Raw genomic sequence first — 21438 nt, 5'->3', positions numbered from 1 at the left:
CTGATCATGACCTCAGGCCATCCGGGAAATTACACAACCTCGACGGACGTGACCCAGGAGTTGCATCGCGGATCCTTTCGGCCGCTTATGATTCATTTCCCGCAGGAGGGGCACCACCGATCGTCAGGTCCCCCAATGTGCGCCCGAGCACTCGGCGGAGGCACAAATCCAGATCCATTGGGATCGATGCTACAAGAATCTCGACCGTGCTGTGCCTCCAGCCCAGATTGGTCGAGGGAAATCCTCTGCCGATGCGGCTGGATCCGGCCATTGGGGCGATCGAATGGGTCAGCGGCACGCATCTTGGCAACGAGGTGGGGGCCGCTGCCTTTTCCTGACCTATACAGGGTATCGCCTACAAAGGCCCCTCGATCAGGCAATGATCCGATATTATTCAAATGAAATCAGAGAATTATAGGGTTTCCCCCATCTCATCCGTCGAATCCGCTTGACAGGGAGTGTGCAAACTTGTGCCCGTTTCGTGCAAACTTATGCCCAATTGGCAACAAAGCTAGGAAAAATGGCGGCCCCGACAGGATTCGAACCTGTGACCTACCGCTTAGGAGGCGGTCGCTCTATCCCCTGAGCTACGGGGCCGTGTGGTGGTTGTCGCGGAAAATGGCTGTCTGCGCAACCCCGTGGAGGGGTCAACGCGCCAGCCTTTCAACATGAGGATCTCTCAACGCGCGGGCCTGATCGTATCGCCGCGCAGGAGTTTCGGTGTCAACTCGATGCGGACACCGGAAAGCCCGGTGGCGATGATTTCGGCGGCCTTCTCGCCGATTTCCCGACGACCGGCATCCATTGTGGCGAGACGGCAGGGTAGCCCTTGCAGCAGCTCTACCCCATTGAACCCCGCGAGCCCGATGCGGTTGGGCACGTCAAAGCCCTTTTCCAGGCACCAAAGCAGCCCGCCAGCGCCAATCATATCATTGGAATAATAGAGAAAATCTATATCAGGTGTCCGGCTCATGATGGCTTCGGTCATCTCCCGGCCCTTCAGCAGGGCGGAGCCGCCGGAGTAGAATTCCCGATCCGCCAGTGCGAGACCTGATTCCGCCAGCGCCTCCTCAAACCCCTCCATCCGCTTCCGTGCGCGGTGGTCATAGGGCATCTTGGTTCCCAGAAAGCCGATGCGGCGATAGCCCGATGCGATGATCGCTTCTGCCGTTTCCCGCCCCGCGCGCCGGTGCGAGATGCCGACGACGGAGTCCATCGGGTCGCCGTCCACATCCATGATCTCCACGATCGGAACGCCGGAATTGACCAGCATGGCACGGGCCGCGGGGCTGTGCTCCATCCCGGCGACGATGACGCCCGACGGCCGCCAGGAGAGCATTTCGTAGAGCACGCCCTCCTCCCGTTCGTCGGAATAGTCGGTAACGCCCATCACGGGTTGCAGCGGTGTGCCGACGAGCCGGTCGGAGATCCCCGACAGCACCTCGGGAAACACCATGTTGGAGAGGGAAGGGATCACGACGGAGACCAGATTGACCCTTTGGGAAGCCAATGCGCCCGCGATGCGGTTCGGCACATATCCCAGCGCACGAGCCGCGGCGCGGACCTTTGCACGGGTCGCTTCCGAGACATCCCCCCGGTCGCGCAGCACGCGGCTCACCGTCATTTCGCTGACCCCGGAGGCTTCGGACACGTCGCGTAGCGTCAGGGGGCGGCGGTTTTCCGGGGGCGCGTTGGTGTCTGACACGGGATAAGCTCTCCTCTATCCTGCATCTTTACTCCCCCGGCGTGTTTTCTCCAAGTAGGCAACCGCGAGGGCCCCGCGACCTGACGTTCCGCGACGGCCGCCCCTCTCGCCCTGCCGATTTTCGTGGTCTACACTGTGATCCGCTTCTGGGAGGAACGACATGTCATCAGCCTACGACCACTTTCTGGACCGCGGCCCGGCCAACCATCAGGCGCTTACGCCGATCTCCTTTCTGGAGCGTGCGGCGGCGGTTTACCCGGACAGGCTGGCCGTGGTGAACGGTGGCTTCAGGCTCACCTATGACGCGCTGTGGAAGCGTTGCCGCCGCCTTGCCTCCGCGCTGGCGCGACGCGGGATCGGACGGAGCGATACGGTGAGCGTGCTGCTCCCCAACGTGCCGCCCATGGTCGAGGCGCATTTCGGCGTGCCGATGACACGGGGGGTGCTGCATTCGATCAACACCCGGCTCGACGCGGCGATCATCGCCTTCCAGCTCGATCATGCGGAGTCGAAGGTTCTCATCGTGGACCGGGAGTTCGCCGACGTCGCGCGCGAGGCGCTGGCGATGGCGCAGGTCGATCTGCTGGTCATCTGCTATGACGACCCCGATTTCCCGGAGGATGGTCCCTATGCCAAGGGTCCGGCCATCGGCGAGGTCGACTATGAGGCATTTCTCTCCGAAGGGTCGGAGGCGTTCGAGTGGCTTCCGCCGCAGGACGAATGGGACGCCATCGCGCTCAACTACACCTCTGGCACGACGGGCAATCCCAAGGGCGCCGTCTATCACCACCGGGGCGCGGCGCTCATGGCCTATGCCAACACGATCCATGCGGAGATGGGGCGCCATCCGGTCTATCTCTGGACGCTGCCGATGTTCCACTGCAATGGCTGGTGCTTCCCCTGGACGCTGGCCATTCAGGGCGGCACGCATGTCTGCCTGCGCTGGGTGCGGGCAAAGGCCATGTACGACGCGATTGCCGATCTTGGCGTGACGCATCTGTGCGGGGCGCCGATCGTCATGGCGACGCTGGTGAACGCCCGGCCGGAGGAGCGGCGGGATCTGCCCGGCACGGTGCGGTTCAACGTCGCCGGCGCACCCCCGCCCGAGGCGGTGATCGCCGCGATGGCGGAGGCGGGCTTTGCCGTCACGCATATCTACGGGCTGACGGAGACGTACGGGCCGTCGGTCGTCAACGAATGGCATGACGACTGGGACGCACTGCCCGCTGCCGGCCAAGCGGCGCGGAAGGCGCGTCAGGGCGTGCGGTATCTGGCGCTGGAGGGGCTGTCGGTCCGCGATCCCCAGACGATGGAACCGGTGCCCGCCGATGGTGAGACGCTGGGCGAGGTGATGTTCCGCGGCAATATCGTCATGAAGGGCTATCTGAAGAACCCCCACGCGACGGAGGAGTCCTTTGCGGGCGGATGGTTCCATTCCGGCGATCTCGGCGTCATGCACGCGGACGGCTATGTGCAGCTCAAGGACCGGTCGAAGGACATCATCATTTCGGGCGGGGAGAATATTTCCTCCATCGAGGTGGAGAACGTTCTCTATGCCCATCCCGCGGTGATGGTCTGTGCCGTGATCGCGCATCCCTCCGAAAAGTGGGGCGAGACGCCCGCCGCCTATGTGGAGCTGAAACCGGGGCAGACGGCGACGGAGCAGGAGATGCTCGACTGGTGCCGCCAGCACCTTGCGCGGTTCAAATGCCCGAGCGTGGTGATCTTCACCGACATCCCCCGCACTTCGACAGGCAAGGTGCAGAAGTTCAGGCTGCGGGAGCAGGCCAAGGTGGCGTGACCTCGTAAAGCTCGAGCGGCAGCCCGTCCGGGTCGCGGAAGAAGGTAAAGCGCGCGCCGGTGATGCCGTCGATGCGGATGGGTTCGCAGGCCACGCCCGCCGCGCTCAGGCGGTTCACGGCCTCGCCGATGTCCTCTGTCGCAAAGGCGAGATGGCGCAGCCCCTGCGCCTCCGGCCGGTCGGGGCGGGGCGGGGCGCCCGGAAAGGAGAAAAGCTCGATCTGTCCGCCTCCCGGCAGGGCGAGGTCGAGCTTCCAGGATTGCCGCTCCGCCCGCCATGTTTCCGCGATGATGCTCAGCCCCAGCACCTCCGTGTAGAACGCGCGGGACCGGTCGTAATCGGCGCAGATGATGGCGACGTGGTGAAAGGCCCGGATCATGCCGCCTGCCGCCCGCTCCGCGCGAGCCAGACCAGCGCCCCGCCCGCGAGCAGCAGGAAGGGAAGCATGGCAAGGTTCACCGCGCTCCAGCCTCCCGCCGCGTTGCCTGCACCGGTGCAGTTCATCAGCCCGCCCGAGAACAGCGAGGCCATCGTCACGCCGCCGAACACCAGAAGATCGTTCAGCCCCTGCACGCGGCCCCGCTCCTCCGGCCTGTGGGAGCGGGTGAGCAGCGCCGTGGCGCCGATGAAGCCGAAGTTCCAGCCCACGCCCAGCAGGATCAGCGCCCCGAAGAAATGCGGCAGCGTCACCCCCGTCAGCGCCACGAGGCCGGCCCCGGTCAGGATCGCCAGCCCCGTGCCGATGATCGGTATGACCCCGAAGCGCGCGATCAGCGTTCCGGTGAAGAAGGACGGCACGAACATGGCCAGCACATGCGCGGTGATGATCCCCGACACTTCCCGTTGGCCGAAACCGCAACCGATGACCGCCAGCGGGGTGGACGTCATCACGAGGTTCATCAACGCATAGGAAACCATGCCGCAGATCATGGCGACCACGATGGCGGGATTGCGCAGCAGCTCCCGCATCGGTCTGCCGCCCTCCGCTGCCTTGCGGGGTGGGGGCATGTCGAGAAAGGCGAACAGCAGCGAACCGGCAAGGTTCAGCACCACGATGACCAGATAGGAGGCGACGAATGGCACGACCAGCCCGAAGGCCGTCAGCGTCACCAGTTGCGGGCCGACGATCGCGCCCACAAGACCCGCCGCCATGACGCGGGAGATGGCGCGCGCCCGGTCGGCCTCCGCGCCTTCGTCCGCGGCGGCGAAGCGATAGAAGCCCTGCGCCGACTGATAGATGCCGCTGAAGTAGCCGCCCAGCACCAGCAGCCAGAAGGAGGATGTCCAGAGCGCCACCGCCGCCAGCGCCGCGCCCACCGCTCCCGCCATCGCGCCCAGCACGAACCCCGCCGCTCGCCCCCGTCGCTGCATGAGCGGCGAGAGCCACGGCGCCGTGGTCATGGAGCCGAACACCATGGCCGAGATCGGCAGCGTGGCCCAGCAGGGGTTGCTGGCAAGGCTTTGCCCGGCCAGCCCCGCCATGGCGAAGATCATCGGCATCTGCGAGCCGAGGATCGCCTGCGCCGCGATGAGCAGGCGCACGTTCCGGCGGATGCGGGGGGAGGTGGTGTCGGCCATGGGCGATCCCTTGTTTTACCCAATGCGTAGTCCCGGTCCTTGCCGAAGGGAAGGTGGCTTGCGGAGGCCGAAGGCTCCGGCCATGATCGGCCCATGAACGATATCCGTGACATAGGCAGGCTCATTCTCATCGAGGATGACGTGGCGGAGGGGGCGGAATGGCTTGCCCTTCGTGATCCGCGCTTTGCCCGCGCGCTGGAACTGACGGGGCCGCTGCCGCTGCGCCGGCGGGCGGACGGGTTCCCGCCGCTCCTGGACGCCATCGTCAGCCAGCAGGTGAGCGTGGCGGCGGGGGATGCCATCATGGCCCGCCTCACCGCTGCCGGGTTGGTCACGCCGGAGGCCATTCTGCTGGCCGGGGATGACGCGCTCCGGGGGGCGGGGCTGTCGCGGCAGAAGGCGCGCTATGCCCGCGCGCTGGCAGAGGCGGCGATCGACTTCGACCTGCTGCGGGATGCCCCGCTGGAGGAGGTGGTCGCCACCCTCGTCGCCGTGCCCGGTATCGGTCGCTGGACGGCGGAGATCTATGCGATGTTTGCGCTTGGCCGCGCCGATGTCTTTGCGCCCGGCGATCTCGCGCTGCAGGAAGCCGCCCGGCTGCTGTTCGAGATGGAGGGCCGTCCCTCGGAAAAGGAGCTGCGCCGCATGTCCGAGGACTGGTCGCCCTGGCGGGGAGTTGCGGCCCGTCTGCTCTGGGCCTACTACCGGGTGGCCAAGCAGAGGGAGGGTATCAGATGACGCGCGATCTGGAATTCGGTCGGAAGGCCGCACGTTCGGGCAAGGCGAAAAGTCTTGTCGTCTTTCTGCACGGCTACGGCGCGGATGGTGCCGATCTGCTGGGGCTGGCCGAGCCGCTCGGCCCGCATCTGCCCGATACCGTGTTCGTTGCGCCCAACGCGCCGGAGCGGTCGCTGGGCAACCCTTTCGGCTACCAGTGGTTTCCCATCCCCCGGCTCGACGGCTCCCCCGAGGAGGTTGCACGGGTGAGCTTCGAGGCCGCCGTGGCCGATCTCGACGCCTTTCTGGATGCGAGACTCGCGGAGGAGGGGCTTTCTGCCTCCGCGCTGGCGCTGGTCGGCTTTTCGCAGGGCACGATGATGAGCCTGCACGTGGCGCCGCGCCGCAAGGCGCAGATGGCGGGCGTCGTCGGCTTCTCCGGCAGGCTGCTCCAGCCCGAGCGTCTTGCCGCCGAAACGGTCAGCCGGCCGCCCGTTCTGCTCGTCCATGGCGACCGGGACGAGATGGTTCCCTATGAGGATATGTCCCGCGCCGCCGACGCCCTGACCCATGCGGAGTTCGAGGTCTATACCCATACCTCCCCTGGAGTGGGGCACGGGATCGCGCCCGATGGCCTGTCCGTCGCCATGCAGTTCCTCCGCAACGTGCTTCCCGTCTGAGCCTGCCGGGGACCGCAGCCGGGCGATCGGCCGGGGAAGCCCTTCCCGGAAAGCCCCGGCGGGAAGCTCGTCACGCAACTGTCACCGATTGCTGGCATTCCTTTGGCGAACCCACCGCATCGCGGGGCTTGCCTGATGGAAAACGCCAGATATAGTGACGCTGTCGGGGCGGTGCTCCTGCCCCCCCAAACCGGCTCTGCCCGGTGCTCCGCAGCAGGGAGTGTGGCGCGTATGGATGGCGATTTCAGGACGAGTTTCGTGCGGGAGCCGGCGTCGCTCAGGCATTTCCCGGCGCTGGTTCTGAATGCCGATTACCGCCCGCTGTCCTACTACCCCCTCTCGCTCTGGCCCTGGCAGGAGGCGGTGAAGGCGGTGTTTCTCGACAGGGTGTCCATCGTCGCGGAATACGACCAGACCGTGCGGAGCCAGAGGGCGCAGTTCCGAATACCCTCCGTCGTGGTGCTGAAAGAATTCGTCAAACCCCAGAAGCGCGTGGCTTTCACGCGCTTCAATCTTTTTCTGAGGGACGAATTCTGTTGCCAGTATTGCGGCTCGCGCGGGGATCTCACCTTCGATCACGTGGTTCCCCGCTCCCGTGGCGGGGTCACGAGCTGGGAAAATGTGGTGGCCGCCTGTTCCCCCTGCAATCTGCGCAAGGGAAACAAGTCGCTCAAACAGGCGGGAATGCGCCTCACCCGCCCGCCGAAACCGCCGACGGCGGATGAGATGCACAACCACGGTCGCCGTTTCCCGCCGAACCATCTTCACGAGACGTGGATGGACTTCCTATACTGGGATGCCGAACTGGACGCATAAGACGTCCGGCGGACCAGACACAGGGACATCATGACAGACAATTTCTTTCAGCCGGTCTCCGGCATGAGCCTGCCGCGCTTTGCCGGTGTGCCGACCTTCATGCGCCTGCCGTATGTGACGCCGGAGCATCCCCGCCATGCGGATGTCGATATCGGCTTCATCGGCCTGCCGTGGGACGGGGGCACCTCCAATCGCCCCGGGGCGCGGCACGGGCCACGGCAGGTCCGTGACGCCTCCACCATGATCCGGGCGCAGCATCCCGTCACCGGCCTCCGTCCGTTCGAGGCCCGGAACTGCGCCGATCTGGGCGATGTCGGGCCGAATCCCGTGGATACGACGGATACCCTCGCCCGCATCACGGAGGCCATCTCCCGCCTGCGCGCCACGGACATCCGGCCCATTTCGGTGGGCGGCGATCATCTCTGCACATTGCCGGTGCTGCGGGCGCTGGCGGCGGAGGGGCCTCTTGGTCTCGTGCATTTCGACAGCCATACCGATCTCTATCCGCCCTATTTCGGTGGCCGCGCCCTGACCCATGGCAACCCGTTCCGTGTCGCGGTGGAGGAGGGGCTTCTGGACCCGCAGCGCATGGTGCAGATCGGCATCCGGGGCACCTGCTATGACAGCGATGACATCGACTTCGCCCGTGCGAACGGCATCCGCATCATCCGCATCGAGGAATTCTTTGCCCGCGGCATTCCCGATGTCATGGCGGAGGCGCGCAGCATCGTGGGGGAGGAGCCGGCTTATCTCTCCTATGACATCGACTTCGTCGATCCGACCTTTGCCCCGGGCACCGGTACGCCCGAAGTGGGTGGCCCGAACGCATTTCAGGCGCTTTCCGTGGTGCGGGAACTGAGGGGGCTCACCCTTGCGGGCGCCGATCTGGTCGAGGTGTCGCCCCCCTTCGATCAGTCGGGTGGGACGGCCTGGCTCGCGGCCTCGCTGCTTTTCGAGATCCTCTGCGTGATGGCCGAATAGGACCGGCCGGTATCCCCACTTTCCATTAACCGCATGAATGCTACAGTCCGACTCGGAAATCGTTGGGGGAGGCGGTCTTTCCATCGTGCGGTCGCAAAGGAAGAAAATGGTCTCGCGTATCATCCCGGTCGATCCCTTCGACCTCGTGGTTTTCGGCGGAACGGGTGATCTCGCCCGTCGAAAGATCTTCCCGTCGCTTTACCGCCGCTTCCTGGATGGTCAGATGCCGGAAGGCGCGCGGGTCATCGGCGCTGCGCGCTCCTCCATGACGGAGGAGGAGTTTCGCGGCTTCGCCCGGGACGCCGTTCTTGAATTCGTGAACGGCGCGAAAAGCAATACGGATGCGCTGGACCGGTTCATCGCTCACCTGTCCTATGTGCCCATCGATGCGACGGGGGAGGAGGGATGGAAGGAGCTGGCCACCCGAATCCGCCCCGGCGTGGTGCATGCCTTTTACTTTTCCGTCGCGCCCAGCCTGTTCGGCGCGCTGGCGGAACGGCTGCACAACCACGGGATCGCTGATCGCGACAGCCGGATCGTGGTGGAAAAACCCTTCGGTCATGACCTGTCCACCGCGCGGGCGCTGAACGCCGTCCTGGCGCGGCATTTCGATGAAGGCCAGATCTACCGGATCGATCACTATCTGGGCAAGGAAACGGTGCAGAACCTGATGGCGGTGCGTTTCGCCAACATCCTGTTCGAGCCGCTGTGGAACGCCCAGTATGTCGATCACGTGCAGATCACCGTGGCCGAGACGGTCGGCGTCGCGGGGCGTGCAGGCTATTACGATGATGCGGGCGCCATGCGGGACATGGTGCAGAACCACATGATGCAGCTCCTCTGTCTCATCGCGATGGAGCCCCCCTATCACTTCGACCCCGACGCGGTGCGGGATGAGAAGCTGAAGGTGATCCGCGCATTGGATCCGGTGGGGTCGGAAGATATCGTTCGCGGGCAGTATACCGCGGCCAGCGGCATGGCGAGCTATCTTCAGGACATTCAGGCCGCCTCCAGCCGGACGGAGACCTTCATCGCGCTGCGCTGCCGGATCTCCAACTGGCGCTGGAAGGGCACGCCCTTCTACCTGCGCACCGGCAAGCGGCTGCGGGCCCGGACGTCGGAAATCGCGGTCGTCTTCAAGGAGCCGCCGCATTCGCTTTTCGACGAGGCCGAAGGCTGGCGCGCGAACACGCTGGTCATCCGTCTGCAACCGAATGAGGGCATCACGCTTGAAGTGATGATCAAAGAACCCGGGCCGGGCGGAATGCGTCTGGTTCAGGTGCCGCTCGACATGTCTTTCGCCGAGGCGCTGGGGGAGGAGGGGACCGATATGCCCGACGCCTACGAGCGCCTCATCATGGATGTGATCCGGGGCAACCAGACGCTGTTCATGCGCGGGGATGAGGTTGAGGCCGCCTGGGCCTGGGCCGACCCGGTCCTGGCGGCGGTCGAAGGGCGCGGCGACCGCCCGAACCTGTATGATCCCGGCAGCACCGGCCCGGAGGAGGCGCTGATGCTCATGCATCGGGATGGGCGCCGCTGGCGCGAGATGCGCACAGGCTGACCAAGCCGCAAGGAGGACGAGTTGGATTTCATCGACTATCCCGACCGCGCCCAATGGGCCGCCGGTGCTGCCGAAGCCATCGCCGCCGATCTGGAGGCCGCGCTTGAAACACAGGATCGCGTCACGCTTGCCGTGCCGGGGGGGACGACGCCCGGCCCGGTCTTTGACCTGCTGTCCGCCGTGCCCCTCGATTGGGCGCGGGTGACGGTCCTGCCTACGGACGAACGTCAGGTGCCCGAGGACTCCGACCGCTCCAACGCACGGCTGATCCGGGAGCGGCTGCTCACCGGGCCCGCCAGTTCGGCCGGTTTCCAGCCGCTTTGGGGCGAGGATGCGGAGACGGTGCGGGAAGCGGTCAGCGCGCTTCTCCCCATAGATGTCCTGCTGCTCGGCATGGGGGCGGATTTGCATGTCGCCTCCCTGTTTCCGGGGGCGGAGGGGCTGAAGGCCGCGTTTGCGCTCGATGCTCCCCCGGTGGTGGAAATCCGGGCCGCAGCGGCAGGCGAGCCGCGGGTGAGCCTGTCGGCGGAGGTTCTGGCGGATGCGCGGCAGGTGCATCTGCTGATCGCGGGCCAAGACAAACGGAAGGCCCTGCAGGGCCTGCCGCAAGGCGGATCGGCGGGGGCAGGGGCGCTGAAGGCGCCTGTCGCCCTTGTGCTGGACCGCGCGCGCATTCACTGGTCGGAGTAAACTATGACGCTTTGGAAAGAGCTTTCCGCCTATCGGGAGAGCCACGAAGACCGCACGATCCTGTCGCTGCTGACCGATGAAAGGGTGGAGGAGTTCTCCATCCGGCTGGGCGACCTTCTGTTCGATTATTCCAAGACCAACCTCGACCATGAGGGGCGGGACCTGCTGCTGAAGCTCGCGCGGGAAACCGGCGTCATGGACCGGCGGGAAGCGATGTTCCGCGGGGACAAGATCAACGAAACCGAAGACCGCGCCGTCCTGCATACCGCGCTCCGCGATCTCGACCGGGAGGTTGTGGTTGACGGACAGGACGTGATGCCCGAGGTGCGGGAAACGCTGGACAGGATGTGCCGCTTTGCCGAGCATGTGCGATCCGGGCGGTTCCGCGTGGCAGGCCGCCGGGTGACGGATGTGGTCAACATCGGTATCGGTGGCTCCGATCTTGGCCCGGCGATGGCGACGATCGCGCTCCGGCCCTATCACACCGGGCCACGGGTGCATTTCGTCTCCAACGTCGATGGCGCGCATATCCACGATACGCTGGATGCGCTCGACCCCCATTCGACCCTGTTCATCGTCGCTTCCAAGACCTTCACGACGCAGGAGACGATGGCCAATGCGGAGGCCGCGCGCCGCTGGCTTTCGGGCACGGTCCTGGAGCCCGCAGGCCATTTCGTGGCGCTGTCCACCTCGCTGGAAAAGACCTGCGCCTTCGGTATCCCGGAGGAGCGGGTCTTCGGATTCGAGGATTGGGTGGGCGGGCGCTACTCGATGTGGGGGCCGATCGGCCTCAGCCTGATGATCGCCATCGGCAGCGAGAATTTCCGGCGCTTCCTCGCCGGTGGTCAGTCGATGGACGAGCATTTCCGCACCGCGCCGCTGGTCGACAATATCCCCGTCATGCTGGCCTTGATCGGCATCTGGCATGCGCAGGTCTGCGGCTATGCGACCCGCGCCGTGCTGCCCTATGATCAGCGCCTGTCGCGACTCGCCGCCTACCTCCAGCAGCTCGACATGGAGTCGAACGGCAAGCGGGTGCGGATGGATGGCTCGGATCTCACGGTGAACTCCGGCCCGATCGTCTGGGGGGAGCCGGGAACGAACGGACAGCACGCCTTCTTCCAGCTCATCCATCAGGGAACGCGCATCGTGCCTTGCGAATTCCTTGTTGCAGCAGAGGGGCATGAGCCGGAGTACAACTATCAGCACCAGCTTCTCATCTCCAACTGTCTTGCGCAGGCGGAGGCGCTTGTCCGGGGGCGGAGCCTTGAGCAGGCGCGTGCGAAGGTGGCCGCCCAAGGGTTGACGGGAGCGGAACTGGAGCGGCAGGCGCGCCACCGGGTATTCGTGGGCAACCGTCCCTCCACCACGCTGATCTATCGGCTGCTCACCCCCTTTGTGTTGGGCCAGATCATCGCCCTTTATGAGCACCGCGTGTTTGTGGAAGGGGTGATCCTTGGCATCAACAGCTTCGACCAATGGGGTGTGGAGCTGGGCAAGGAGCTTGCCGCGACGCTGGTCCCCGTGGTTCAGGGCAAACAGGGCGCGGAAAAGCGTGACGCATCCACGCGGATGCTGGTGAACTACATCCGGGATTCCGCCCAATCCCACTGATCCAGAAAATGCAAAAGGCGCCCCGAGAGGCGCCTTTTCGAACTTCAGCGTGGCGCGTGTTCAGACTGCGTCAACGGCGCCGGGTGCCGCAAGGGCTGCCGGTTTGCCGTTGGAGAGCGGGTCTTCCTGCCGCTGCACGGAACCTTCGAAATGCGCACCGGATTCGATGGCGATGGTCTTGTGGATGATGTCGCCTTCCACCCGTGCGGTGGAGGTCAGGCGGACTTTCAGGCCACGGACCCGCCCGATCACTCGGCCGTTGATGACGATATCGTCCGCGACGATCTCCCCCTTGATCGTGGCTTGTTCCCCCACGGTCAGCAGATGGGCGCGGATGTCACCCTCCACATTCGCTTCGACCTGAATGTCGCCGCTCGTCTTGATGTTGCCCGTCACCGTCAGGTCGGAAGAGAGAACCGAGGCGGGAGGTTTGGTCTTGGGGGTCGTGCTTGCGTAGTCCATGCTGCCTTTCGCGACCGGAACATCCGCTGCGGGCTCTGTGGCCTTCGGTCCCGGTTCCTGAATCCTGCTCTTAGAAAACATCTTGTGCCGCCTTGATGTAGGTCATCGGGTTCACAGGGGTTCCGCCGACGCGCACCTCATAATGCAGATGGGTGCCGGTCGAGCGTCCTGTACTGCCCATATCACCGATCCGGTCCCCGCGCGACACCTTTTGCCCGACCTTCACGCGGATTTTGGACATGTGCCCATAGCGGGTTTCCAGGCCGAAATCGTGCTGGATCTTGACCAGATTACCATAGCCCGACGCCCAGCCGGCAAAGGTGACGACCCCTTCGCCGGTGGAGAGAATGGGGCTCCCGTGCGCGCCGGCCATATCCACCCCGTCATGCCGCGCGCGGCTCTTGCGGAAAGGGTCGGAGCGTCCGCCAAAGCCGGAGCTGTAACGGAACGCGGTCTGGAGGGGGAGCGCAAAGGGCACCTTCTCCGCCGCCATGCGGTAGAGGTTGATCTGGTCGAGCGAGCCGAGCACACCATTGGCCCGCTCGGTATCCGCGTCGAGGGGGGAGCTTTTGGTGGAAATCCCCATCGGCACCAGCGGCCCGCCTTGGCCGTTGTAGCCGCGCTTCACCTCTGTGATGACCTTGCTGGCCGACAGTCCCACCGACTTGAACATCTTGTCCAGCGGCTCCATGGAAACGCTGACCGCCTCTTCCAGCCGTGCGAAGATCTGCTCGTTGCGATCCTGCATCAGCCGCTTTTCAAGGGCGAGCATGTCCGCCTGCTGCTGGGCTTCCGTCGCCTGCTGGGAGAGTTTGTCCCGCTCTGAGGCAGTCGTGCTGAGCGCGGCGGTGAGATAGTCGAGCGTGCGCCGCTCATCCTCCAGCCGGGCGGCGGTCAGGCCCTCGTCCTGCTTCTGATCGACTTCAGTCTGGAGCAGGGCAAGCTGGGTGCGCGCATCGTCGCGCTCCGTAAGGGCCTTGCGCAGCGACTGGCGCACCACTTCAAGCCCGGTTTCCAGTTCCTTGCGACGGTCTTCGGAGGACAGGAGCGCCGTCTGCATATCGGAGACACCGCCGAGAGCGACATTGAACCGCTCGTGTGCCGCAGATGCTTCCGCCGCCCGCTGATCCCGTTCGTCCGACAGGTCGTTCAGCCGGGCCTCATAGACCATCTGCTCCCGCCGGGCCTGCTCCCGGACACCGCCCGCCCCGATGGCATCCATCACGAACACTGCAGAGGACAGGATCGTCCAGCCGACAACCAGGGTGGTCCCGGCAAGCAGAGCCGCCTGTGTCAGCGGGCGGAGGCGGATGAACCGCGTTTCCGTGTCGGATTTCAGGAAGACCCGTTTCTCGGGCAGGCGGCGCTCAAGCGCGGCATTCAGTCGGTTGGTCAGACGCCCCGTCACACTACTGTCCCGTATGTCGTTTTCAGTAAGGAGGGTGAAGGCCGCTTCCGGGGCTTCACATCCCCGGTCCTTACTGGCGATGGGATGGACGGGCAACAATCCACGACATTTCATGGCGCCGTCTTGCCAAAGGGGGGTTATTGTCGGCGAGATCTTGCCGGTTTCATTCAGTCGTGCAGATTATCAGCAAATCGTTGCAGGAGAATCACTTGCTTCTAACGCAACTCCTGCGCGGCTTTCAGCACCTCCGCCGCGTGCTCCGCGACCTTCACTTTCGGCCACACCCTTGCGACGTTTCCACCACCGTCGATCAGGAAGGTCGCCCGCGTCAGACCCATGAAGGTGCGGCCGTACATCTTCTTCTCGCCCCAGACCCCGTAGCGCTCCGCCGTGTCGCCCTCCGCATCGGAGGCCAGCAGCACGGACAGGCCATGCTTCCGGGCGAACTTCTCATGCGCAGCGACTGGATCCTTGGAAATGGCGATGACCGTCGTCCCTGCCGCGTCGAAATCCGGCAGCAGGGCCGAGAAATCGAGCGCCTCCGTCGTGCAGCCGGGTGTGTCTGCCTTGGGGTAGAAATACACGACCACATTGCGCGGGCGCAGGGCCGAAAGCGTCACGCTGCTCCCGTCGCTCAGCGGCAAGGTGAAATCCGGGGCGGGCTGGCCAGCTTCGATCATGGCATTCTCCTCACGGGGTGGATGCTAGCGTGGCTTTGCTGCAAGAGCTATCCGAAAGATGGAATGCGTGCTTGATCGTCCGACCGAATCGTCGCAAGCCAGAGGGGCAAGGCTCCCGGATTTTTCCATGAACGTGTTCTACGGCATCGGCCTCAAGATCGCCTCGGTGCTGCTCTTCATCGTGATGCTCGCGCTTGTCAAAGCCACGACGGAGCATGTGCCCACCGGGCAGATCGTGTTTTTCCGGTCCTTCTTCGCAGTCCTTGTCATCGTGATCTGGCTGGGCGCGACAAAGCAGCTCGGCGTGGGCCTGCGCACGAAAAACCCCTTCGGGCATTTGTGGCGCGGCGTGATCGGCACCGCTTCCATGACGCTCAACTTCTGGTCGGCGGGCCTTCTGCCGCTGCCGGAGGTCACGGCGATCGGCTATGCCGCGCCCCTGCTGACCGTGGTTTTCGCCTCGCTCTTTCTGGGGGAGGTGGTGCGGGGGTTCCGCATCTCCTGCGTGCTCCTCGGGCTGGCGGGCGTGCTGATCGTCCTGTCGCCGCGGCTTTCCGCCTTCGGGAGCGGCATGCTGTCGGAGCGGGAGACCGCGGGCGCCTTCATCGCGCTGGGAAGCGCCACCTGCGCGGCGCTGGTGCAGGTGCTGCTCCGGCGGCTGGTGGTGACGGAATCCGTCTCCGCCATCGTGTTCTATTTCTCGCTGTTTTCCACCCTGCTGTCGCTTTTGACCATTCCCGGGTGGGTGGTGCCGACGCGGACGGAGTTCTGGTTGCTCGTCATGGCGGGCCTGCTGGGCGGGGTCGCGCAGATCTTCATCACCACCGCCTATCGCTATGCCGATGCCTCGGTCGTGGCGCCGTTCGAATATGTCTCGATGATCTTCGCGCTGGCGATCGGGTACATGTTCTTCGGTGAAGTGCCCACGCTGACGATGCTCTGGGGGGCATCGCTGGTGGTCACGGCAGGGCTGCTCATCATATGGCGAGAGCGGCAGCTTGGGCTTGAGCGCAAGCGTCAGCGGCAGGCCGCCACGCCGGCCGGCTGACAGGCTGCGGAAGCGACTCTGCTGGGGAAGTTGCCCCCGGAACACCCCGAGAGATTTCGTCGGATAGCGAACGATTCTTGCGCCGGCGCCGATCTCGATGCCGTCTCGGCAGCCGCCTTACAGGCTGCTGTAAAAGCTCTGAAATCGGGATCGGCCCCGGAATCACCATGAATGCATGGATTTCGGGCTGGATCTCCGCAGATTGCGGCCGATTTCCGCTCCCGCACCGACCCGGAGGCCTTTTTCGGCGCCCTGCTAAAGGTCGAGCCAGATCGTCACCGGCCCTTCGTTGACCAGAGCCACCCGCATCTCTGCGCCGAAGACGCCTGTCTCAACCCGGATACCTTCCGCACGGATGCGGTCGGCCACGTGCAGATAGAGCGGCTCCGCCTCCTCCGGCGGTGCGGCGGGGGTGAAGCCCGGACGGTTGCCGCGCGTATCCGCGCCGAGCGTGAACTGGCTCACCAACAGCACCGAGCCGCCTGTCTCGCGGAGAGACAGGTTCATCTTGCCCGCGTCATCCTCAAAGATGCGGAGCTTGACGATCTTCGCTGCCATCTGCTCCGCCTTCATCCGGTCATCCCCCCGCATCGCGCAGAGGAGGACGAGAAAACCGGGGCCGGTCCTCCCCACGACCTCTCCTGCGACGGTGACGGAGGCTTCGCTGACCCGCTGGACGACCGCTCTCATGCGCCGAAGTATTGGGGGAAGGCGCGGGCGAGGTTGTCGCGCACCCGGTCAACCGGCGTGGCACCGCTGGTGTCTGGCACGAAGGTTTCGCCCGTGATGCGCTCATAGGCCTCGATATAGACGCGGGAGGTCGCCTCGATCAGCTCCGCCGGAATCTCGGGGATCGGATCGGTGTAGGGATCGACGCGCTCCGCCACCCAGGCGCGCACGAAGTCTTTGTCGAAGGAGGGCGGGCGCTTGCCGGTGGCGAATGCCTCGTCATAGCCCTCCGCCAGCCAGTAGCGGGAGCTGTCAGGCGTGTGGATTTCGTCGGCCAGCACGATGTTCTCGTCCTCGTCCAGACCGAATTCGTATTTCGTATCGACGAGGATCAACCCGCGCTGCGCCGCGATCTCCTGTCCGCGGGCAAAGAGGCCGAGAGCATAGATCGACAGCGTTTCCCACTGCTCCTGCGTGAGCAGACCGCCTTCCGCGATCTCCTTCGGGGTGAGGGGTGCGTCATGCCCGCCGTCGAACTCCTTGGAGGTGGGCGTCAGGATCGGCTTGGGAAGTTTCTCGTTGTCGCGCAGCCCGTCAGGGAAGCGGTGGCCATACATCTCCCGCTCCCCCTTCCTGTAGAGGGTGAGGATAGAGGTTCCCGTGGTGCCCGCCAGATAGCCGCGCACGACCACTTCCACGGGCAGGATGGTGAGCCGCTTGCCGACCACCACGTTCGGATCGGGATAGGAGAGCACATGGTTCGGGCAGATGTCTGCCGTCCGCTCGAACCAGTAGCGCGCCGTCTGGGTCAGCACCTGGCCCTTCCACGGGATGCAGGCAAGGATCCGGTCAAAGGCCGACAGCCGGTCGGAGGAGATGATGATACGCCTCCCGTCCGGCAGGTCGTAATTGTCGCGGACCTTGCCGAAATAGGGATGGGGGAGTTCGGGGAAACGGGCTTCGGCCAGAATGCGCATGGGCTCTCCGGGGGGCTGGGGCGATGCGCCCTGTTGCGGCGAATGGGCAGGGCTTGTCAATGGCGCAGGCGGTCAGCGCAGCATGCCCTGCTGCTCCGCAAGCCACATGAACAGCAGGACAAGCAGAAGCGCCACGATCACCGCACCGGCGATCTTCCATGGCGAATAGGGACGCTGGCCCTGCACCTCGCCGGTCTGGCCGTTGACGACGAAGGTGAAGCTCCGCCCGCTGTATTTGTAGGCCGCAGTCCAGACGGGCAGCAGGATATGCTTGAACGTCTCGCCCTGCGCATCGGTTCTGACGGCCTGTATCTGCTGGGCATCACCGCCGATGTCGCGGCGGATGTCGCCCTCGATCACCGCATCCATCTTCTGCCGGGCCATCGCGTGGCCGTCCTCCAGATCGACCGTGTAGCCTTCGGAGAAGAAGCCGGCGAGATATTCCGGCGCATAAGGTTGGAGGGAGCCAAGGTTCCATGGCTCCAAATCCTCCGCCTCCCGCCGGGGCAGGCTGGTGGAGGCGACGACAAGCACATCGTCGAACTCCCGTGCGACCCGGCCCGCGACAGGCGTCCAGCGGATTTTCTGCACCGGCTGCTGTTGCTGCTGGGGGCGGCCATCCACCATCACGGTGACGGTCTGATACTCGACATAGACGGTGCCGCGCAGGCCGCGATACTGTGTCTCCGTTCGCGCGTCGAAGGTCCAGTAAGGCACGTATATCCCGGTGAGCCGCTTGTCCTTGCGCGCATATTGTCTAAGCCCGTTCGGCGCGAACCAGAGCGAGCCGAGCCAGCTCGTCATGAGGCTCAGCGCCCGTTCCTCCGTGATGGCGAAGGGCACGACCGCCTGCGCCCGGAACAACTGCTCCATCGCCGGTTCGCCGACCAGCGCGGTGGCACAGAAGGGGCATGTGGTGGCGCGGAGGTTCGCGTCCACCTCGATCTTGGCGCCGCAGTTGGGGCAGGCAAGTATCTGGATATCGTCCAGCGCATTGGGAAGCCGCCGTTCGATCGCCGCGCGGTAGTCGATCTCTGCCAGCGCGCGGCGCCGTTCGGCGGCGGTGGCGCCGGGAATATCCTGCACATGCCCGCAATAAGGGCAGACGAGAGAGGTCTGCCCCGGCTGGAACACCAGATCGGCCCCGCAGGAGGAGCAGGGGAAATGGAGCCCCTCGGGACGCGTGGTCACCCCCTTTTCCGCCCCCGCGCCGCCCTGACGGGAGACGCGCGGGATATCGCTTGCCATTCGCGATCAGGCCCCGCCCGTGGGTGGCAGGGGGGGAGGCGGCGGAGGCGCGACCGTGAAAAGCTGCGCAAGTTCAGGGATTTCTCCAGCAGGCTTCCAACCATCCTGCCCCGCTGTCCAGACCAGCGTCTGCCGCGTCAGGCTGCCGTCCGTCGCCTGTCGCCCGAGAGAGGCACGGGAAAACGGTCCCTTCGCCTCTCCGTCGATGGCGAGGTGCCAGACCTTGTCCACGGGCGGCGGGGGAGGGGGGGCTGCTGCTTCCGCAGGCGCCATGCCCCATGGCCCGCTCCGCGCCATGTTCATGCCCATCGCCATGCCGAGACCCGCGCCGATCCCGTCACCCATCCCGCTTCCCGGTGTGCCCGCGGCGCGCGTCATGGCCTCGGCCGCGGAAATCTGCGTATAGGCGGCCAGATCGCCCTTCAGGATGCCCATGGAGGTCCGTTTGTCGAGCACGGCCTCCACCTCATCGGGGAGGGAGATGTTCTCCACGTAAAGCTCTGGCAGTGTCAGGCCGTAGTTGGCGATGGTGGGGGCGATGGCCTCCGCCACGATACGGCCGAGATCAGCGGCGTTCGCCGCCATGTCCAGCACCGGGATCCGCGACGATGCCACGGCGCGGGAGAATTCCTGCACGATGACATTGCGGATCTGGAAGGTGATTTCATCGGAGGTGAACTGACCGTCGGTGCCCACGATCTCCCGGATGAATTTCGCAGGATCGGTGACGCGGACGGAATAGGTGCCGAAGGCCCGGATCCGCACCACGCCGAATTCCGGGTCGCGGCAGATGATCGGGTTCTTCGTCCCCCATTTCAGATCGTTGAACCGGGTGGTGTTGACGAAATAGACTTCCGACAGGAACGGCGACTGGAAGCCGTGGTCCCAGTGCTGAAGCGTGGTGAGGATCGGCAGGTTGTTGGTTTCCAGCATGTAGAGGCCGGGACCGAAGACATCGGCGATCTGCCCCTCATGCACGAAAACCGCGGCCTGACCTTCCCTCACCGTAAGCTTCGCGCCGTATTTTATAGCGTGGCCATAACGCTCGAAGCGCCAGACCATGGTATCGCGGGTATCATCCGTCCATGCGATGACGTCGATGAACTCGCCCTTTAGCAAGTTGAAAAGTGCCATGGGATGAGCGTCCCCCAAAACGTTTTCTGTAACCGTCCGTCGGGCGATACCCGGCCAGACCAACTATAACCTTTCGGGGCCACCCCGTGCGAGATATTTGCTCAGCTCGTAACCGCCGGCGGCTCCGCCTGCGATTTTTCAAAGAAATCCTTCAGTTTCTGCTCGGATTCATTGGAAAGCGAGGTGCGGATGATCTTGCCCTTCGCCCGGAACGGCTCAAGCGAGGTCATCACCTTGTCCGCGGTGGCGGAGCGGATCAGCGCAAAGACGGCGGCGGTTCCGGGGGTCAGCGTCTCGCCGATCTGTTTCATGACCTTGTCGTCGATGCCGATGTCCGTGAATGCACCGGAAAGCGCACCGGCACCGGCACCCACTGCTACCCCCAGGATCGGGTTGAGGAACAGAACCCCTACCAGAAGACCCCAGAGCGACCCCGTCGCCGCGCCGGCGGCAGTCATGTTGACGGCTTGATGCAGTTTGACCTTGCCGTTCTCGTCATGGGTGACCACGACAATGTCATCCATCTCCAGAAGGTAGTCCTTCTGCAATTTGGCCAGCTCAGCCCGCAGTTCAAAGGCCGTCGCCTCATCATTGAAGGCAACCACGATCAGATCGGACATTCGCTTCTCCTGCATCCATGAATGTGCAGGAGAGAGGATGGCGCAAGCGGCGGCCTGGGCAAGCGCCGGATGGAGGCGCTTTCCAAAAAGGCCCGCGATGATCGCGGGCCTTTTCGATCATGCTGATGGAAGCGCTCAGCTTTCGTGGCGCGGAAGCGCCTCAAGCTGCTCCTTGGTCATGGAAACATAAACCCGGTAGGTGTTCCCATCGACCTGCTTGTGAACGTCCATCTCGTTAAAAGGCAGGGCCACGGGTTTTGCGCCGATCCCGAGGAAGCCGCCGACATCGACGATCACCTGATCGACGCGACCATCCGGGGTCATCACGAAATCGGATACGGAGCCGACATCGGTGTTGTTCGCGTCATAAACTTTCACGCCCTTGAGCTGTTCTGCAGTAAGGCCCGCGGTTTTCACACGCTCATAACCTTCGTTCGGCGTCATCCAACCGGTGCGCGCCCCGGCGGCCGCTCCCGTCGCTGCCATACCCGTCGCCGCAGCGCCCGTGGCATTTGTTGCGGCATCCATGTTTCTCATCCGCTCGGGACGTTGATATTCCGGGGCATTCTCCAGAACGTCACGCGTTGCGGTGAACACCAGGAAGTAATCGCTCGGGTTCTCGCCGTCGGGGATGATACGGATGGAGTCCATGTTCACAGCGACGGTGCGGGCGCCGATCCCGAGGAAGCCACCGACATCGACCAGAACGGCCTCAATCTGACCTTCGCGAGACAACACAAGGTCATTGATGTTGCCGACATGATGCCAGTCACGCGAAAGTTCGGCCGAATTGGCGCTTACTTCCACTTCCACATCGCTGGTGTAGAGCCGCTTGCCGATCAGATCGTCGGCATAGAGCGCCTCGGGCATGGCGGTTCCAAGGAACACGGCTTCCGCCTCGACAACCACCGGTGTGCCTCCGGCAGGCGCGGTCTGCGCGAGCGCCGGCATGGAGGTCATCGCAACGATGGCAGTGGTCACAAGGAATTTTTTCATCGAACGGTCCTTTCGTTGGGCCTGTCCTGTGCGCAGGACTTACAACTGCC

21 protein-coding genes and 1 tRNA gene are annotated in these 21438 nt (G+C 64.6%); 9 read left to right on the top strand and 13 right to left on the bottom strand.

Annotated elements, in window-relative coordinates; genetic code table 11:
- Positions 1 to 521: 521 nt before the first annotated feature.
- Positions 522 to 597: transfer RNA gene (locus RT513_RS02250), tRNA-Arg, on the bottom strand.
- Positions 598 to 679: 82 nt separating this feature from the next.
- Positions 680 to 1705, bottom strand: coding sequence for a LacI family DNA-binding transcriptional regulator (locus RT513_RS02245; RefSeq protein ID WP_290689799.1), 1026 nt, complete (start codon positions 1703 to 1705; stop codon positions 680 to 682).
- A gap of 160 nt (positions 1706 to 1865) precedes the next feature.
- Here RT513_RS02245 and RT513_RS02240 point away from each other — a divergent pair, with 160 nt between their 5' ends.
- Positions 1866 to 3506 carry an acyl-CoA synthetase gene (locus tag RT513_RS02240; RefSeq protein WP_290689797.1) on the top strand — a complete coding sequence of 547 codons (1641 nt, stop codon included), beginning with the start codon at positions 1866 to 1868 and terminating at the stop codon, positions 3504 to 3506.
- Here RT513_RS02240 and RT513_RS02235 read toward each other — a convergent pair.
- Positions 3475 to 3885 (bottom strand): VOC family protein, encoded by a 411-nt coding sequence (locus RT513_RS02235; protein WP_088216258.1) that lies wholly within the window; start codon positions 3883 to 3885, stop codon positions 3475 to 3477. The genes RT513_RS02240 and RT513_RS02235 overlap by 32 nt on opposite strands.
- On the bottom strand, positions 3882 to 5084 hold the full coding sequence (locus tag RT513_RS02230) for an MFS transporter (RefSeq protein ID WP_290689795.1): 1203 nt from the start codon (positions 5082 to 5084) through the stop codon (positions 3882 to 3884). The genes RT513_RS02235 and RT513_RS02230 overlap by 4 nt, the downstream gene beginning before the upstream one ends.
- Before the next feature lie 93 nt (positions 5085 to 5177).
- On the opposite strand from RT513_RS02230, the gene RT513_RS02225 reads away from it, so the two are divergent.
- The 7 genes from RT513_RS02225 (at position 5178) to pgi (ending at position 12146) form a co-directional block, all read left to right on the top strand.
- Positions 5178 to 5822 carry a DNA-3-methyladenine glycosylase gene (locus RT513_RS02225; RefSeq protein ID WP_290689793.1) on the top strand — a complete coding sequence of 215 codons (645 nt, stop codon included), beginning with the start codon at positions 5178 to 5180 and terminating at the stop codon, positions 5820 to 5822.
- Positions 5819 to 6481: an alpha/beta hydrolase gene (locus RT513_RS02220; RefSeq protein ID WP_088216255.1), complete on the top strand. Its 663-nt coding sequence runs from the start codon at positions 5819 to 5821 to the stop codon at positions 6479 to 6481. Before RT513_RS02225 ends, RT513_RS02220 begins: the two co-directional genes overlap by 4 nt.
- Positions 6482 to 6712: 231 nt before the next feature.
- A complete protein-coding gene (locus tag RT513_RS02215; protein ID WP_035740629.1) occupies positions 6713 to 7297 on the top strand; it encodes an HNH endonuclease in 585 nt (194 codons plus the stop codon).
- A gap of 30 nt (positions 7298 to 7327) precedes the next feature.
- Entirely contained in the window at positions 7328 to 8278 is a 951-nt protein-coding gene (gene speB / locus RT513_RS02210; protein WP_290689791.1) for an agmatinase, read from the top strand.
- 106 nt (positions 8279 to 8384) lie between these two features.
- Positions 8385 to 9842, top strand: coding sequence for a glucose-6-phosphate dehydrogenase (gene zwf, locus RT513_RS02205; protein WP_088216253.1), 1458 nt, complete (start codon positions 8385 to 8387; stop codon positions 9840 to 9842).
- A 21-nt stretch (positions 9843 to 9863) separates the two neighbouring features.
- On the top strand, positions 9864 to 10532 hold the full coding sequence (pgl, locus tag RT513_RS02200; RefSeq protein ID WP_290689790.1) for a 6-phosphogluconolactonase: 669 nt from the start codon (positions 9864 to 9866) through the stop codon (positions 10530 to 10532).
- A 3-nt stretch (positions 10533 to 10535) separates the two neighbouring features.
- Positions 10536 to 12146 (top strand): glucose-6-phosphate isomerase, encoded by a 1611-nt coding sequence (gene pgi, locus RT513_RS02195; RefSeq protein ID WP_290689788.1) that lies wholly within the window; start codon positions 10536 to 10538, stop codon positions 12144 to 12146.
- A gap of 60 nt (positions 12147 to 12206) precedes the next feature.
- Here the strand turns inward: pgi and RT513_RS02190 are convergent, their stop codons facing one another.
- From RT513_RS02190 to RT513_RS02180, 3 genes are all read right to left on the bottom strand, one after another.
- Positions 12207 to 12689 carry a polymer-forming cytoskeletal protein gene (locus tag RT513_RS02190; protein ID WP_088216250.1) on the bottom strand — a complete coding sequence of 161 codons (483 nt, stop codon included), beginning with the start codon at positions 12687 to 12689 and terminating at the stop codon, positions 12207 to 12209.
- Positions 12679 to 14016 carry a M23 family metallopeptidase gene (locus tag RT513_RS02185; RefSeq protein ID WP_290689787.1) on the bottom strand — a complete coding sequence of 446 codons (1338 nt, stop codon included), beginning with the start codon at positions 14014 to 14016 and terminating at the stop codon, positions 12679 to 12681. The genes RT513_RS02190 and RT513_RS02185 overlap by 11 nt, the downstream gene beginning before the upstream one ends.
- Positions 14017 to 14231: 215 nt before the next feature.
- The gene (locus RT513_RS02180; RefSeq protein WP_290689786.1) at positions 14232 to 14696 is read right to left on the bottom strand and encodes a peroxiredoxin; all 465 of its coding nucleotides are present in this window, start codon (positions 14694 to 14696) and stop codon (positions 14232 to 14234) included.
- Between the two features lie 127 nt (positions 14697 to 14823).
- Between RT513_RS02180 and RT513_RS02175 the strand changes: the two genes are divergently transcribed.
- Positions 14824 to 15744, top strand: coding sequence for a DMT family transporter (locus tag RT513_RS02175; protein ID WP_088216285.1), 921 nt, complete (start codon positions 14824 to 14826; stop codon positions 15742 to 15744).
- A gap of 255 nt (positions 15745 to 15999) precedes the next feature.
- On the opposite strand, the gene dtd is transcribed toward RT513_RS02175, so the two are convergent.
- The 6 genes from dtd to RT513_RS02145 form a co-directional block, all read right to left on the bottom strand.
- The gene (gene dtd, locus RT513_RS02170; RefSeq protein WP_088216247.1) at positions 16000 to 16434 is read right to left on the bottom strand and encodes a D-aminoacyl-tRNA deacylase; all 435 of its coding nucleotides are present in this window, start codon (positions 16432 to 16434) and stop codon (positions 16000 to 16002) included.
- Positions 16431 to 17390, bottom strand: a complete 960-nt coding sequence (locus RT513_RS02165; protein WP_088216246.1) for a phosphoribosylaminoimidazolesuccinocarboxamide synthase — start codon at positions 17388 to 17390, stop codon at positions 16431 to 16433. Before RT513_RS02165 ends, dtd begins: the two co-directional genes overlap by 4 nt.
- Before the next feature lie 72 nt (positions 17391 to 17462).
- Positions 17463 to 18638 carry a primosomal protein N' (replication factor Y) - superfamily II helicase gene (locus RT513_RS02160; protein WP_256947362.1) on the bottom strand — a complete coding sequence of 392 codons (1176 nt, stop codon included), beginning with the start codon at positions 18636 to 18638 and terminating at the stop codon, positions 17463 to 17465.
- Positions 18639 to 18644: 6 nt separating this feature from the next.
- A complete protein-coding gene (locus RT513_RS02155; RefSeq protein ID WP_088216245.1) occupies positions 18645 to 19772 on the bottom strand; it encodes an SPFH domain-containing protein in 1128 nt (375 codons plus the stop codon).
- Between the two features lie 101 nt (positions 19773 to 19873).
- Positions 19874 to 20392 (bottom strand): DUF1269 domain-containing protein, encoded by a 519-nt coding sequence (locus RT513_RS02150; RefSeq protein WP_290689780.1) that lies wholly within the window; start codon positions 20390 to 20392, stop codon positions 19874 to 19876.
- A 135-nt stretch (positions 20393 to 20527) separates the two neighbouring features.
- A complete protein-coding gene (locus tag RT513_RS02145) occupies positions 20528 to 21388 on the bottom strand; it encodes a PRC-barrel domain-containing protein (RefSeq protein WP_088216243.1) in 861 nt (286 codons plus the stop codon).
- Between the last annotated feature and the right edge of the window lie 50 nt (positions 21389 to 21438).

This window comes from Haematobacter sp., assembly GCF_032102465.1.
Classification (GTDB): Bacteria; Pseudomonadota; Alphaproteobacteria; order Rhodobacterales; family Rhodobacteraceae; genus Haematobacter.
This window is presented reverse-complemented; position numbering and strand designations above follow the sequence as displayed.